Annotated in this window: 11 protein-coding genes and 1 pseudogene; 4 read left to right on the top strand and 8 right to left on the bottom strand. The window is 51.2% G+C overall.

What is annotated here, in order from left to right:
- The first annotated feature begins 65 nt into the window (after positions 1 to 65).
- The 4 genes from glyQ to E1189_RS14440 all read left to right on the top strand — a co-directional run bounded on the left by glyQ (position 66) and on the right by E1189_RS14440 (position 4490).
- Positions 66 to 1019, top strand: a complete 954-nt coding sequence (gene glyQ / locus E1189_RS14455) for a glycine--tRNA ligase subunit alpha (RefSeq protein WP_329602053.1) — start codon at positions 66 to 68, stop codon at positions 1017 to 1019.
- Positions 1019 to 3109, top strand: coding sequence for a glycine--tRNA ligase subunit beta (glyS, locus tag E1189_RS14450; RefSeq protein ID WP_155161037.1), 2091 nt, complete (start codon positions 1019 to 1021; stop codon positions 3107 to 3109). The genes glyQ and glyS overlap by 1 nt, the downstream gene beginning before the upstream one ends.
- 94 nt (positions 3110 to 3203) lie before the next feature.
- Entirely contained in the window at positions 3204 to 3740 is a 537-nt protein-coding gene (gene gmhB / locus E1189_RS14445; protein ID WP_155161036.1) for a D-glycero-beta-D-manno-heptose 1,7-bisphosphate 7-phosphatase, read from the top strand.
- 24 nt (positions 3741 to 3764) lie between these two features.
- Positions 3765 to 4490 (top strand): lysophospholipid acyltransferase family protein, encoded by a 726-nt coding sequence (locus tag E1189_RS14440; protein ID WP_155161035.1) that lies wholly within the window; start codon positions 3765 to 3767, stop codon positions 4488 to 4490.
- A gap of 45 nt (positions 4491 to 4535) precedes the next feature.
- Here the strand turns inward: E1189_RS14440 and E1189_RS14435 are convergent, their stop codons facing one another.
- The 8 genes and pseudogenes from E1189_RS14435 to E1189_RS25815 form a co-directional block, all read right to left on the bottom strand.
- The gene (locus tag E1189_RS14435; RefSeq protein ID WP_155161034.1) at positions 4536 to 5399 is read right to left on the bottom strand and encodes a hypothetical protein; all 864 of its coding nucleotides are present in this window, start codon (positions 5397 to 5399) and stop codon (positions 4536 to 4538) included.
- Between the two features lie 400 nt (positions 5400 to 5799).
- Positions 5800 to 6906 (bottom strand): hypothetical protein, encoded by a 1107-nt coding sequence (locus E1189_RS14430; RefSeq protein ID WP_155161033.1) that lies wholly within the window; start codon positions 6904 to 6906, stop codon positions 5800 to 5802.
- 184 nt (positions 6907 to 7090) lie between these two features.
- Entirely contained in the window at positions 7091 to 7726 is a 636-nt protein-coding gene (gene lpcA, locus E1189_RS14425; RefSeq protein WP_230460408.1) for a D-sedoheptulose 7-phosphate isomerase, read from the bottom strand.
- Between the two features lie 13 nt (positions 7727 to 7739).
- The gene (gyrB, locus tag E1189_RS14420; RefSeq protein WP_155161031.1) at positions 7740 to 10154 is read right to left on the bottom strand and encodes a DNA topoisomerase (ATP-hydrolyzing) subunit B; all 2415 of its coding nucleotides are present in this window, start codon (positions 10152 to 10154) and stop codon (positions 7740 to 7742) included.
- A gap of 78 nt (positions 10155 to 10232) precedes the next feature.
- The gene (recF, locus tag E1189_RS14415) at positions 10233 to 11354 is read right to left on the bottom strand and encodes a DNA replication/repair protein RecF (RefSeq protein ID WP_155161030.1); all 1122 of its coding nucleotides are present in this window, start codon (positions 11352 to 11354) and stop codon (positions 10233 to 10235) included.
- An 18-nt stretch (positions 11355 to 11372) separates the two neighbouring features.
- Positions 11373 to 12476 (bottom strand): DNA polymerase III subunit beta, encoded by a 1104-nt coding sequence (gene dnaN / locus E1189_RS14410; protein ID WP_155161029.1) that lies wholly within the window; start codon positions 12474 to 12476, stop codon positions 11373 to 11375.
- Between the two features lie 55 nt (positions 12477 to 12531).
- A complete protein-coding gene (gene dnaA, locus E1189_RS14405) occupies positions 12532 to 13941 on the bottom strand; it encodes a chromosomal replication initiator protein DnaA (RefSeq protein WP_456238841.1) in 1410 nt (469 codons plus the stop codon).
- A gap of 261 nt (positions 13942 to 14202) precedes the next feature.
- A pseudogene (locus tag E1189_RS25815) lies at positions 14203 to 14400 on the bottom strand (DnaA N-terminal domain-containing protein); the annotation flags it as partial.
- Positions 14401 to 14425: the final 25 nt, after the last annotated feature.

Genomic DNA, 14425 nt, shown 5'->3' with positions numbered 1-14425 from the left:
CAATTTTAATTATTTGGCCTGCTTCCCACGGAGGCAGGCGATGGAATCCAACCCGAGGTGGTACTGTGAGCGACCAGAATACGCCCGACGTGAATACGTTTCAGGGGCTGATACTTACCCTGCAAAACTTCTGGGCAAGCCATGGCTGTGTAGTCATGCAACCTTTGGACATGGAAGTGGGCGCCGGTACATTCCACCCCGGCACCTTCCTGCGTGCCATCGGCCCTGAGAACTGGAACGCCGCTTACGTTCAGCCAAGCCGCCGTCCTACCGATGGTCGTTACGGTGAAAACCCCAACCGTCTGCAACACTACTACCAGTTCCAGGTGGTGATGAAGCCAAACCCATCCAATATTCAGGAGCTGTATCTGGACTCCCTGCGTGCGCTGGGTGTTGATCCTCTGGTTCATGACATCCGTTTTGTGGAAGACAACTGGGAATCCCCAACTCTGGGGGCCTGGGGTCTTGGCTGGGAAGTGTGGATGAACGGCATGGAAGTATCCCAGTTCACCTACTTCCAGCAAGTGGGCGGCCTTGAGTGCTTCCCTGTGACTGGCGAAATCACCTACGGTCTGGAACGTCTGGCCATGTACATTCAGGAAGTAGACAGCGTTTACGACCTGATCTGGACCCACGGCCCTCAAGGCCCTGTGACCTACGGCGATGTGTTCCACCAGAACGAAGTAGAGCAGTCTACCTTCAACTTTGAACACGCCGACACCAAGGTGCTGTTTGAGCACTTCGACTTCTTCGAGCAGGAATCTGCCCGTCTGGTTGAACTGGGTCTGCCTCTGCCTGCCTACGAATACACCCTGAAAGCGTCTCATACCTTCAACCTGCTGGATGCCCGTCACGCGATCTCCGTGACCGAGCGTCAGCGTTACATCCTGCGTGTGCGTACTCTGGCCCGTGCTGTGGCCAAGGCTTACTACGACGCCCGTAAGAAGCTGGGCTTCCCTCTGGCTGATGAAGATATTCGCCAAGAGCTACTGAAAGACGACATTCAGGAGGGTAAATAATGTCCGCTCAAGATTTTCTGGTTGAACTGGGCACTGAAGAGCTGCCTCCAAAAGCTCTGCGCAAGCTGTCTGACGCTTTCACCAGCGGCATTCTGACACGTCTGGAACAGGCTGGCCTTAAGTGCGGTACCCATCAGCCTTTCGCGGCCCCCCGTCGTCTGGCTCTGTTGATCCGTGATCTGGAAACTGCGCAACCTGACAAGAACGTCGAACGTCGTGGCCCGGCCGTTCAGGCGGCCTTTGATGCAGAAGGCAACCCAAGCAAGGCCGCACAGGGCTTCGCCCGTTCCTGTGGCGTTGAGGTGGCAGACCTCGACCATATGGAAACCAAGAAAGGCGCATGGCTGGTTTACCGCTCCGTAGAGCAGGGCAAGGCCACTACAGAGCTGCTGCCTGACATTATCTCCGCCGCGCTGGATGAACTGCCTATTCCTAAACGCATGCGCTGGGGCCGCAGCCGCACTGAGTTCGTTCGCCCTGTTCAGTGGCTGGTGACTCTGTTTGGCAGCGATATTGTGGATTGCGAAATCCTGGGCATGAAATCTGGCCGTGAAACACGTGGTCACCGCTTCCATCACAACGATGTGATTGCTATTGAGCAACCATCGGATTATCAGAAGCTGCTGGCTCGTACCGGTTTTGTGGTAGCGGATTATGACAGCCGTAAATCCACTATTCGCCAGCAGGTTGAAACGGAAGCTCACAAGCTGGGTGGCGTAGCTGTCATTGATGAAGATCTGCTGGAAGAAGTGGCGTCTCTGAACGAGTGGCCGTCTGCACTGTCTGGTCGCTTTGACGATGCCTTCCTGGAAGTGCCGTCCGAAGCCCTGATCTCTTCCATGAAAGAGCACCAGAAGTACTTCCATGTGGTGAACGACGAAGGTGAGCTGATGCCACACTTCATCACCATTACCAACATCCAGAGCAAAGACCCTTCCCAGATCATCTCCGGTAACGAAAAGGTTATACGACCACGTCTGGCTGATGCCCGTTTCTTCTACGAAACCGACAGGAAGACGACGCTGGACGCCAACCGTGAAAAACTGAAACCTGTCGTCTTTCAGAAAGATCTGGGATCCATATTCGACAAGACCGAACGTATCGCACGCCTTGCGTCGTTTGTTGCCACCAAAGAAGAAGGTAACGCAGACAACGCCAAGCGCGCCGGTGAACTGTGCAAGTCTGATCTGGTTTCTGAAATGGTGCTGGAGTTCACTGACCTGCAAGGCATCATGGGCATGTATTACGCAGAGCACGACGGTGAACAGGCCGACGTATGCAAGGCTCTGAACGAGCAGTATATGCCTCGCTTTGCCGGCGACGAGCTGCCAACCACGCTGACCGGTTGCGCTGTGGCTATCGCCGACAAGATGGACACCATCACCGGTATCTTCGGTATTAAACAGCCACCGTCTGGCAGCAAAGATCCATTCGCACTTCGTCGTGCGACACTGGGCGTATTGCGCATCATCGTTGAGAAGCGTCTGAACCTTGATCTGTGCGATCTGATCAATGAAGCCATCGAAGGTTACCGTGCTCAGGGCGTTGAACTTCCAGCAGGTAAGGAACTGAACGATACTGTTCTGGAATTCATGCTGGATCGTTTCCGTTCCTGGTATCAGGGTGAAGGTATTGCGGCAGAAGTGTTCCTGTCTGTAAAAGCTCTGAAGCCTTCCCGCCCTTACGACTTCGATCAACGCGTGAAGGCGATTGCAGACTTTATGTCACTGCCGGAAGCCGCTGCACTGGCCTCTGCTAACAAGCGTGTGTCCAATATTCTGGCTAAGGCTGGCGACGTTATTATCCCAGATAACATTGCCACCGAGCTGCTTCAGGAAGATGCCGAGAAGAGCCTGCACAGCGTTATCAAAACCTGTGTAAGCGACGTGGAGCCTCTGCTGGTTGCAGGCAACTACAGCGTCGCCATGAACATTCTGGCGCAACTGAAAGAGCCTGTGGACACCTTCTTCGACAAGGTTATGGTGAACGTGGAAGACGAGCAGGTGAAGATGAACCGCTACGCCCTGCTGAAGAAGCTGCGTCATCTGTTCCTGGATATCGCTGATATCTCCCTGCTGCAAACAAATTAATCGATTGAATTATCTTGTTTGTGTGCCGGTCGGCGTTCGGTGGAGCGCCGACCTGCTAATACTCATAATCTCAAAGGCAAGATCAGGCTATTTCATGCAGTTGGTAATCCTCGACCGTGATGGGGTCATAAACGAAGATTCGGACGACTATATTAAGTCTCCGCAGGAGTGGCACCCTGTTCCCGGAAGTATCGAGGCTATCGCAAAACTGTGTCAGGCAGGTTTTACTGTGGCTGTTGCTACCAACCAGTCTGGGGTAGGGCGGGGTTACTATTCCCTCGCAACCCTTGATGCGATGCACGCTAAAATGAGGGGTTTGGTTGAGAAGGCTGGCGGGCAGATTGCCTGTATCCGCTTTTGCCCCCACACCCCGGATGAGAACTGTGAGTGCCGTAAGCCAAAGCCCGGCCTTGTTCGTCAAATTGAGAAGGCTCTTAACTGCGATGCCAAAGGCGCGTGGTTTGTTGGCGATACAGCCAAGGATATGCAGGTGGCCCAATCCTGCGGCTGCCAGCCCGTTTTGGTGAAGACCGGGAAGGGGCAAAGAACCCTGGGCAAAGGGCTGAATCTGGACGGTATTCGTGTTGTTAATAATCTGCTGGAGTTTGCTGACTTTCTGACTCAGGACTAGCTAACCAAGGACTAAACCCAAACAATGACAAGAATAACGATATTGCTTTGCTGGTTAAGAACCATTCTGTTTTATATGGTCTGGATTCTCTGGACGTTTCTGTGGTGCTCCTTTGTTATTTTTGCTGTGTATTTCGTTCCGAAATATAAGCGACATGCGTTTGTTATCAGAACCTACTGCACCGTCAGTCTCTTTTTTAGTAAAACCATCTGCGGGATAACCTGGCGCGTAGAAGGTGAGGAAAACATTCCGGATAAACCCTGTGTGGTGGCCAGTAATCACCAGTCTCCCTGGGAAACCTTTCTGGTACAGATTCTTTTTACTCCTCAATCAACAGTGATCAAGAAAGAGCTGCTGGCGATTCCGTTCTTTGGTTGGGCTTACAAAAAAGTAAATCCGATTGCTATCGACCGGAAAGATGGCCGTTCGGCCTTGCAGCAAGTGATTGAGAAAGGAAAGACTGCCCTTGAAGACAAACACTGGGTAGCCATATTTCCGGAAGGCACCCGTAAGCGCTGGCCGGAAGTGGGATACTTCACCCGCGGTACAGCCTCTCTGGCCACTTATGCTGGTGTTCCCGTGCTACCTGTGGCACATAATGCCGGACGTTACTGGCCCTCTCACAAATGGTTGAAAACGCCCGGAGAAATTGTTGTGCGTATTGGTCCAGCCATTGAAAGTAAAGGTAAGGAAGTCCCTGAGCTCACAGATGAGATCAGGGATTGGGTTGTGACTAATAAGCCCTACTAAACACAAGACAGAAAAGATAAGAGCAGGGGATTTCCCTGCTTTTTCTTAAGAAAGAAGGCGTTGAAAGTCGGAATGAAGAAACAGTGTCTCAGCTCTGCTTCTGCGCTCTTTCACTTCCAGTTTTTTTCTCTTCTCTTCAAATTCCAAGTAGCATTCAGCGGCTCGTTTTCGGCCTTCGTAGTCATATAAATCCTGTCGTATATCTGCCTCATCCCGTCCCGTCACTTTGCTATAGATGATTTGCAGCTGTCTGCGAAACGTTGACGCACCATTACGCAAAATTCTGGGAGAGAAGGCCCTTCGCTTTCTTTCCAGTAGTCGATATGCAATCCCATCGTCCTGTGCCATACCCAATCTGCGATCCAGATATTCCGGTGAAGAAGTATACGGGGTAAAACCGCAGGCATGTCTGAAGGATGCTTCCACAGGTGCAGCCTCTTTCATCATATTCAGGGCTTTTTCCGGGTCACGGCTGTTATAACGATGAAGACTGGCAATATGATTGTTATACCGCCTGTTCAGCTCTTGTCTGGCAGACTCAGGGGACATTTTTCGAAACCAGGGGGCATGGCTGTCGATAGCATTTATGATGTCCGCCCTTTGCCCATAGCACTGACTGAGCTCCTCTTGCAGTCTGAGGGTTTTTTCCTGTGATTTCTCCAGTTCCTTTTTACACTCATCTCTTTCGCCGAATATTGCACAATGGGCCCGAGCCATACCAATATGAAGCAATGAGAAAGCCCCAATAGTCACAACACCCACCCCTGCAATAGCGATGAACTCATAAGGTGCAGCCCGAAGAAAACTTCCGCCATAACAGGCACACCGCTGCAAAAAAGAGGGCTGCATGACGACTTGTGTAACCGTTGTATTATTCAACTGCAGGGTCGTCGAAAGGCTTTTCAGCATACACATACTGCTGGAAGTAGCGCTTGAGAAGGTGGGCCAGAGGCCAGTAATGCGCAGTACAGGGATTGCAATCAGCGCAACACTGCAGGCCAAACGCAGAGCAGAGTTGTGCCCGCGGTCGACCCTTTCCCAGCATTTCTTACTGGTCATGTATTTACGTGGCTTGTAAGGCACTGGGAGAGTAACGCTTTTTTCTTGCCACGGCCGACCTTCTGCCTGCCGTGTGACTGTGTTGATTGTTGAGCATGGTGAAGCAGGAGGGGGATAACTCAGGCTTTGTGAATACATACGTCCATACCTCAATCAACCATTTCGAGATATTATTTTGACCTTTAGATAAGTGCATTGTTAGGAGCCACCTGACAGCTCTGTTATCACGCTTAACTGTTCCAATACACTTTTACAGGCGGTTGTATTCCCGGGTTAAAAACTGCCTATGCTGTCGGCTTCGCTCTTCGTTCTCCAGGAGCTGGGCTCTTTTTTCCTCAATACTCATACAGGCCTGCAGGGCTTGTTTTCGCGCCTTATATTCATAGGAATCCTGTCGCCACTTCGCCTGATTACGGGTTATGAGTTGCGAGTAGACAGACTGCAGTTTTCTGCGACACACTGACGAGACTCCGCTGCGCAAAATACGGCAGGGCAAGGCAGAGCGCTTTCTTTCCAACAAGCGTGAGCCTATGGTGCCATCCTCCTGGGGGTTTAATATTTCCAGACGGCGATCCAGATATTCAGGGGAAGATTCATAAGACGTTAAACCGTGATCTCTGCGGTACATTCGCTCCAGAGGAGCAGCAGCGTTCACCATGGCTCGGACCTTTTTAGGATCCCGACCGTTGTAGCGATCTATTCCGTCCAGATGCTGCTGATAGCGCCGTTCTAATTCATGGAAAGCAGATTCATGATCGCGATTTCTGAGCCAGGGAATACACCCTTTGACAGCCTCCCACACACCTTCTCTTTTTCGGTCACACAGCTCAACACGCTTCTTCCAAAGGTCATGCTCTTTTTGCACCTGATTCAATTGCTTTCCGCACTCGGCTTTTTCACCATACAGCTCCGTATAGAGATATGCGGCTCCCAGGCACCCCAGGGCAGAAACTCCCAGACTACCCAATCCAATACCGGCATACAGTGAGAAGCTGAGAAGCGTTGAAATATTCACACCACAAATAACACTGGGAACAGTGGCGACAGCAAGGTTCAGGCCTTCAGCAGAAAGAGGCCACAAGTTCGTCAGTTGTAATCCAATAGCTGAAACCGTAGATAACACAGTTCCGCCAGCTCCGACCGTAGCAACAAAACCACCAGAAATTATCTCCCAGCGCTTATTTTCACTCATGTAACGCTGCGTTTTTTCAGGCAAGAGATGATCAGCCATGAGAGGTTCACCGTTAGCCTGAGCGACATACTGTCCCTGCCAGCATCCTGTTGGCAGGTGTGTAGCCAAGCTCTGTAGAGGCTGCTGGTTAAAGCTTTCTGTTGCCATCGGAATTGGTGTACTCATAGCAGTCACCTCAAATATTTATGTCCGAGATAACTGTTTTGACCACAGGCTAACCACTTTGTCGGGATGTGGATAACCCGTGTGTTAGTGAAACTGACAAGGTACGGAAGGAGTCTGTTCGACAGCAGGGGGAAATAATAAAAAAACTATACAGGTCAAGCACTTACCTGACCTGTAGATAAAATCAATGAGCTTCCATCAACTTCTCAATAGTGCCAATCAGGATGTGGATAACTTTAATATGGACTTCCTGGATACGGTCTGCGTAACCAAAATGTGGTACACAGATTTCGATATCCGCCATACCAGCCATCTTACCGCCATCCTTGCCGGTAAGAGCGATGGTTTTCACACCCTTAGCCGCAGCGGCTTCAAAAGCCTTGATCACGTTACCAGAGTTACCGCTGGTACTGATACCCAGCACAACATCTCCAGACTGCGCCACAGCTTCCACATAACGGCTGAATACATACTCATAGCCAAAATCGTTGCTGACGCATGAGAGGTGGCTAGGGTCGGAAATAGCGATACCCGGGTAGCCGGGGCGATTATCACGATAACGGCCGGTTAGCTCTTCTGCAAAATGCATGGCGTCGCAGTGGGAGCCGCCATTACCACAGGAAAGCACTTTGCCACCGGCCTTGAAGGATTCGGCAATCAACTCTGCGGCATTCTGGATTTTCTGCAGCTGTTCTTCATCAGCCAGAAAGCGTGTGAGGACTTCCTGCGCCTCTGTCAATTCATTGCGAATGAAAGATTGTATTTCCTGCATAGCATTACCTTCGATAAAAAAGCCGATGGAAAACCATCGGCTATTCAAAGAATGAGAAACCTTAAACGTCGAGGTTGGCCACTTTCAGAGCGTTACTCTCGATAAAGTCACGACGTGGTTCCACCTGATCTCCCATCAGGGTTGTGAAAATCTGGTCCGCCGCAATGGCGTCTTCGATAGTCACTTTCAGCATACGGCGGTTGATTGGGTCCATGGTGGTTTCCCAGAGCTGGTCAGGGTTCATTTCCCCAAGACCCTTATAGCGCTGAATACCATGGCGTTTGGTGGATTCGTACATCAGCCAGTCGAGGCCCTGATCGAATGTATCGACAGGTTGCTTGCGCTCTCCTTTCTGGATATGGGCACCTTTCTCCAGCAGGCCGTTCAACTTGCTACCCAGAGACATGATCTGGCCGTAGTCGTTGGAGGAGAAGAACTCGCTTTGGAACAGGTAAATCGTTTCCAGACCGTGGGCCTTTACAGACACCTCTGGCAGCCAGCAGTTGTGCTCTTTGTCCTCGACTACGCGCATAGACATAATACTGCCGGACATCACATTGCTGGACAGATTTTCGTTGAGTTTGGTTACCCAGCCTTCAATCAGCGCCTTGTCCTTCAGATTCTCTTCACTGAGCGCATCAGCGTAGATCATCTGCTGCAGCACATCCGTAGGATACAGGCGAGCCAGACGGTTAATCACACCCTGAACCTTACGGTACTCGTTCACCAGAGCTTCCAGCTGATCATCCGCAATGCCAGGAGCGTCCTCATTCACGTGCAGGCTGGCGTTTTCCAGCGCCATGGTGGTGAGGTACTCCTGCAGGGCATCGTCGTCCTTCAGGTACTGCTCCTGCTTGCCACGCTTCACCTTATAGAGAGGTGGCTGGGCAATGTAGATGTAGCCTTTCTCGATCAGCTCAGGCATCTGACGGAAGAAGAAGGTCAGCAGCAGGGTACGAATGTGAGCACCATCCACATCCGCATCAGTCATGATAATGATGCTGTGGTAACGGAGCTTCTCAGGGTTGAACTCTTCGCGGCCAATGCCGCAGCCCAGCGCCGTGATCAGGGTACCCACTTCCTGAGAAGAGAGCATCTTATCAAAGCGGGCTTTCTCTACGTTCAGGATCTTACCTTTCAGAGGCAGGATCGCCTGGGTTCTGCGGTCACGGCCCTGTTTGGCCGATCCACCCGCAGAGTCACCCTCCACTATGTAGAGCTCAGAGAGGGCAGGGTCCTTCTCCTGACAGTCTGCCAGCTTTCCGGGCAGACCTGCGATATCCAGAGCACCTTTACGACGAGTCATCTCACGGGCCTTACGGGCGGCCTCACGGGCTCTCGCAGCGTCCAGCATCTTATTGACAACAAGCTTGGATTCCTGAGGATTCTCCACCAGAAATTCGGAAAGAGCACGACCCATTTCCTGTTCCACAGCGGTCTTCACTTCGGAAGATACCAGCTTATCCTTCGTCTGGGAGGAGAACTTGGGATCGGGAACCTTCACCGACACAATAGCGGTCAGGCCTTCACGGGCATCGTCACCGGTGGTGCTGACCTTCTGCTTCTTGGCCAGACCTTCCGCTTCGATGTAGTTGTTCAGGGTACGGGTCAGAGCTGCACGGAAGCCCGCCAGGTGCGTACCACCATCACGGTTGGTGATGTTGTTGGTAAAGCAGTAGATGCTTTCCTGGAAGCTGTCATTCCACTGCATAGCCACTTCAACACCAACACCGTCTTCGTGCTGGGCGTTAAAGTGGAATACCTTATTAACAGCGGTTTTGTTCTGATTCAGGTACTCAACGAAGGCTTTCAGGCCGCCTTCATACATGAACTGATCTTCACGGCCATCGCGCTCATCCTTCAGGTTGATGCACACACCGGAGTTCAGGAATGACAGTTCACGCAGGCGTTTAGCCAGAATATCGTAGCTGTAGTGGATATTTGAGAAGGTCTCAGCAGAAGGCCAGAAGGTGACTTCTGTACCAGTGCCTTCAGTTTCACCCACAACAGACAGCGGTGCACGTGGAACCCCATTATCGTAAATCTGCTGGTGTACGCTGCCGTTACGACGAATCGTCATGCGCAGTTCACGGGAGAGGGCGTTTACAACGGATACACCCACACCGTGCAGGCCACCAGACACCTTATAGGTGTTGTCGTCGAACTTACCACCGGCGTGGAGCACAGTCATGATAACTTCGGCGGCAGAAACCCCTTCTTCTTCGTGAATATCCGTTGGGATACCACGGCCGTCATCCTTTACTGTAACGGACTCATCAGGATGAATAATTACGTCGATTGCTGAACAGTGACCGGCCAGCGCCTCGTCAATGGAATTATCAACAATCTCGAAAACCATGTGGTGAAGACCGGTTCCATCATCCGTGTCTCCGATATACATACCAGGGCGCTTACGGACTGCATCCAGCCCCTTCAGCACCTTGATATTCGATGCATCATAAGTTTGTTCACTCATTCCGCCACTCTCTCCAATAGCACTGACAGCCCCGCGACTCTTGCACGATGGGCCACCAGTTTGGTTATCCCGTATCCATCAGGGTGGGACGGCAGATGCCTGCTCAGCCCTGGAATCTTCAACCAACAATCCATGTTCCACATGGAACATCTTTACATCTGACTCCATACTCCAGACATTTTCCAGAGTACTTTTGTCCACGCAGGTGATAAACACCTGTGCGTTCATATCTTCAAACATTTTGCAGAGCCGGAAACGGTGATCCCGATCCAGCTCAGATGGAAGGTCATCAACAAGATAGACACATCCAAAAGGTTTGCTCTCACTGAACAGCTTGCCCTGGGCCAGCTTGAGAGCGCAGACAACAGCTTTCTGTTGCCCTCGGGACAGGTTATCTACTGCAGGCAGCCCTTTGTAGCGCAGCCTGATATCGGCTCTGTGAGGTCCCCATTGGGTATAGCCTGCCTCATAGTCCCTTCTTAGAGAACGCTTGAGAACGTCTCTCAGGGAGCTTTCCTTGTCCCAACCCCGGGTGTAGGAAATCTGCACATCGGATATTCCAGACAGTTTTTCCAGGGTTTCTTCAAAGACGGGCTTTAAGGCTTCGAAGTAGGCCCGCCTGTAACTATCTATCTCTTCTCCACTCTGGGATAACTCACTATCCCACACATCTATAAGCGAATCAGATATTTTACCATGACGGAGCAAAGCATTCCGCTGTTTCATGGATTTATGGGCGCGCTTCCATGCTTGCAGAAAACGATGTTCCACATGGAACACTCCCCAATCCAGAAACTGGCGCCGGTCTTTCGGGGAGCCTTCCAGCAACCGAAAGGTGTCAGGGTTAATCACTTGAAGGGGGAGAATCGTGGCGAGATCAGAACTTAAGCGAGCCACCTCACCGTTAATGTGAATCTTGCAGGCAGTATCCTGAGATCGATTCACACCAAGAGAGAAAATAGAATCCTTCCCCTTAACCCGTCCAAAGACAGTACAGGAATCCTGTTCCTGACGAATCACGGGCTTTACTTTTGCGGAGCGGAAAGAGCGGGAGGTACCAAGAATGTGTACAGCTTCGAGAAAGCTGGTCTTGCCACTGCCATTTGCGCCGTAAAGGATATTGATAGAAGGGGAGGGGGTGAGTGTAACAGATGCGAGATTTCTCACATCTGTCACGCGTACTTTCTGAAGAAAGGACATCTCTATAGAAAGAAAGGATCAGAGGCGCATGGGCATAACCACGTAAACAGAATCACTGTCTTCGGGTTCTTCCACAAGAGCACTACTATTGGGATCGGACAAGGTGAGTTTCACAGCGTCACTATCAATAACGGAGAGTACATCCAGCAGATAACTTACGTTAAAGCCAATCTCCAGAGAGCCTCCTTCGTAAGTTACGGTAATCTCTTCTTCTGCCTCTTCCTGCTCAGGGTTGTTCGCCATGATATTGATAGTGTTCTGATCCAGAATCAGGCGAATACCACGATATTTCTCGTTGGAGAGGATAGACGCACGATTCAGAGCCTGACGCATGGTCTGGCGATCACTAATCACAATCTTGTCTCCGCCGCGGGGGAGTACACGCTCGTAATCAGGGAACTTACCGTCAACCAGCTTAGAGGTGAAGATAAAGTCACCAGTGGTTGCACGGATATGATTAGCCCCCAATGTGATATTCACTATCTCTTCACCGTCTGTCAGCAGACGGGCCAGTTCGAGAATACCTTTGCGAGGAACGATAACCTGATGGCGATCATCCTGGCTGATATCTGCTTCAACAGTGCACATAGCCAAACGGTGGCCATCGGTAGCCACAGAGCGCAGGGCGTGATCACGGACTTCAAGCAGCATACCGTTCAGGTAGTAGCGAACATCCTGCTGAGCCATGGCAAAACCGGTGCGGTCAATCAGGCGACGTAAACGGTTCTGATTAATAGAGAAGGAGTAAGAGCCAGACTCTTCCTCAATGCTTGGGAATTCGTTGGCAGGCAGGGTGGAGAGGGTAAAGCGTGAGCGCCCGGAGCGGAAAATAACCCGCTGATCCTCCAGCTGGAACGTGATATCGCTGTCTTCAGGAAGAGACTTGCAGATATCCATCAGCTTCCGTGCTGGTACAGTAATCTCACCATCTTCCGCTGGGTTTTCGAGGTGCACACGGCCAACCAGTTCCACTTCCAGGTCGGTGCCGGTCAGGGAGAGAGTGTCACCCTCAGCAACCAGCAGGACGTTGGACAGAACAGGCAGGGTCTGTCGGCGTTCGACGACTCCAGCAACCAGCAACAGTGGCTTAAGCAGGGCTTCCCGGTTAATGGTAAATTTCATTGTTTCCTTTCTCGCCTCTAGCTAAGGAAATGCGTTCATATCTGGATTGTTCAAATCAACTGGTCAGCAGACGCAGAAGATTCTTATGATCTTCCGCAATCTCAGCATCGCTTTCACACAATTGCTTTACTTTACGACAAGCGTGCAACACCGTTGTATGATCGCGCCCACCATAAGCATCACCAATTTCCGGCAAGCTGTGATTGGTCAGCTCTTTAGACAATGCCATGGCAATTTGTCGAGGTCGAGCCACAGAGCGGCTCCGCCTCTTGGACAGTATGTCTGAAATCTTGATCTTGTAATATTCAGCCACAGTTCGCTGAATATTTTCAATGCTCACCTGTTTATCCTGAAGGGCTAATAAATCCTTCAAAGACTCACGAATCAGGTCAACATCAATTTTGCGTCCCATAAAGTGCGCACTGGCAATGACACGCTTTAATGCACCTTCCAGCTCTCGAACATTGGAACGAATACGCTGGGCAATAAAGAAAGCAGAGTCGTGTGGTAAATCAACACGAGCCTGTTCCGCTTTCTTCATAAGGATGGCGACACGGGTTTCCAGTTCAGGGGGTTCTACGGCAACAGTCAAACCCCAACCAAAACGGGATTTCAGTCGCTCTTCCAAACCGGAAATTTCTTTCGGATAGCGATCACAGGTAAGAATCATCTGCTGGCCACCTTCAAGCAGTGCGTTAAAAGTGTGAAAGAACTCTTCCTGGGAACGCTCTTTACCTGCAAAGAATTGAATATCATCAATCAGCAGTGCATCCACAGAACGGTAATAACGTTTGAAATCGTTAATCGCGTTCAACTGCAGTGCTTTTACCATATCCGCCACAAAACGTTCGGAGTGAAGATACACAATTTTCGCATCAGGGTTGAGTTGCGCCAGCTGGTTACCCACAGCGTGCATAAGGTGAGTTTTACCTAAGCCGACACCACCATAAAGAAACAGCGGGTTATAAGCATTACCCGGGTTCTCGGCCACCTGCCGTGCAGCAGCCAGTGCCAGCTGGTTGGACTTACCTTCCACAAACGTATCAAATACAAAGCTTCGGTTCAGGGAGCTAGTGTGCTTAATGCTGCCTTCCACTTCGACCTGACGCTTCGGTGTGACCATCCGTGAGGAAGCACCCGCACCAAACTGCAGTGGTGGCAGCCGATTGCCTCCCCGTTCCACTGATACAGCTGAGCCCTGATGGGCAGGCTGAGCCTCAATAACTTCTGGCTCTCGCTGCGCGTGCGTATCCGCACCCAGCTGACTATGAACGTCTGCATTTGGAACTGCTTCCGAGCCGTGTAGCTCGGAGCTGTGAATTTCAGTTTTCTTCTTATAGCTAGCAGCCAGTGGATTCACCAGACTCTTGCGCACAGCAGCAGGAGTCACCACCTCTTCTGAAGGTGCGACAGAGCCTCGCAATTCCTTTTCCAGCTCTTTGGTAGCAGAAGAACTGTTGGCCATAGGCTCAGCAGGAGGCTGGCTGTAGAGATCCAGATTAGTCTGCCCATGATCACCATCATTGTGGACAGATCTTTGTGAAGAGGGCGCTGGAGCGGCTGGTCGGGTGGGCCGTGAAGGTGGTGGTGAAAAAGGCTTACTGCCACCTCTGGCAGCTCCACCGCCACCTGCACCAGCCGAAGAAAATTTGAACGATGGTCTGCGGTTGCTGACACCAAGGGCAATCGCTGGAGGATTGCCGTCAGACAACTCCATCAGAACTTCTTCTATACGGGGCAGGTACTTGTCTTTCACCCAATCAAGAACAAACCGGTTTGGCGCCAGCAGACATAACTCATCTTGGTCAGCCATGACCTTGAGCGGGCGCAGCCAAGTATTGAATTGCTGCAGGGGCAACTCATCCTGAAGGATTTCCATGCACTTCTGCCAGAGTTCACGAGGCACTGGGATAACTCCGGTCATTCTGAACGACTGTGGTTAATAGTTT

Source organism: Parendozoicomonas verongulae (assembly GCF_009711465.1).
GTDB classification, from domain to species: Bacteria; Pseudomonadota; Gammaproteobacteria; order Pseudomonadales; family Endozoicomonadaceae; genus Sansalvadorimonas; species Sansalvadorimonas verongulae.
The sequence above is the reverse complement of the archived record's forward strand: the minus strand, read 5'-3'. Positions and strand labels throughout refer to the sequence as shown.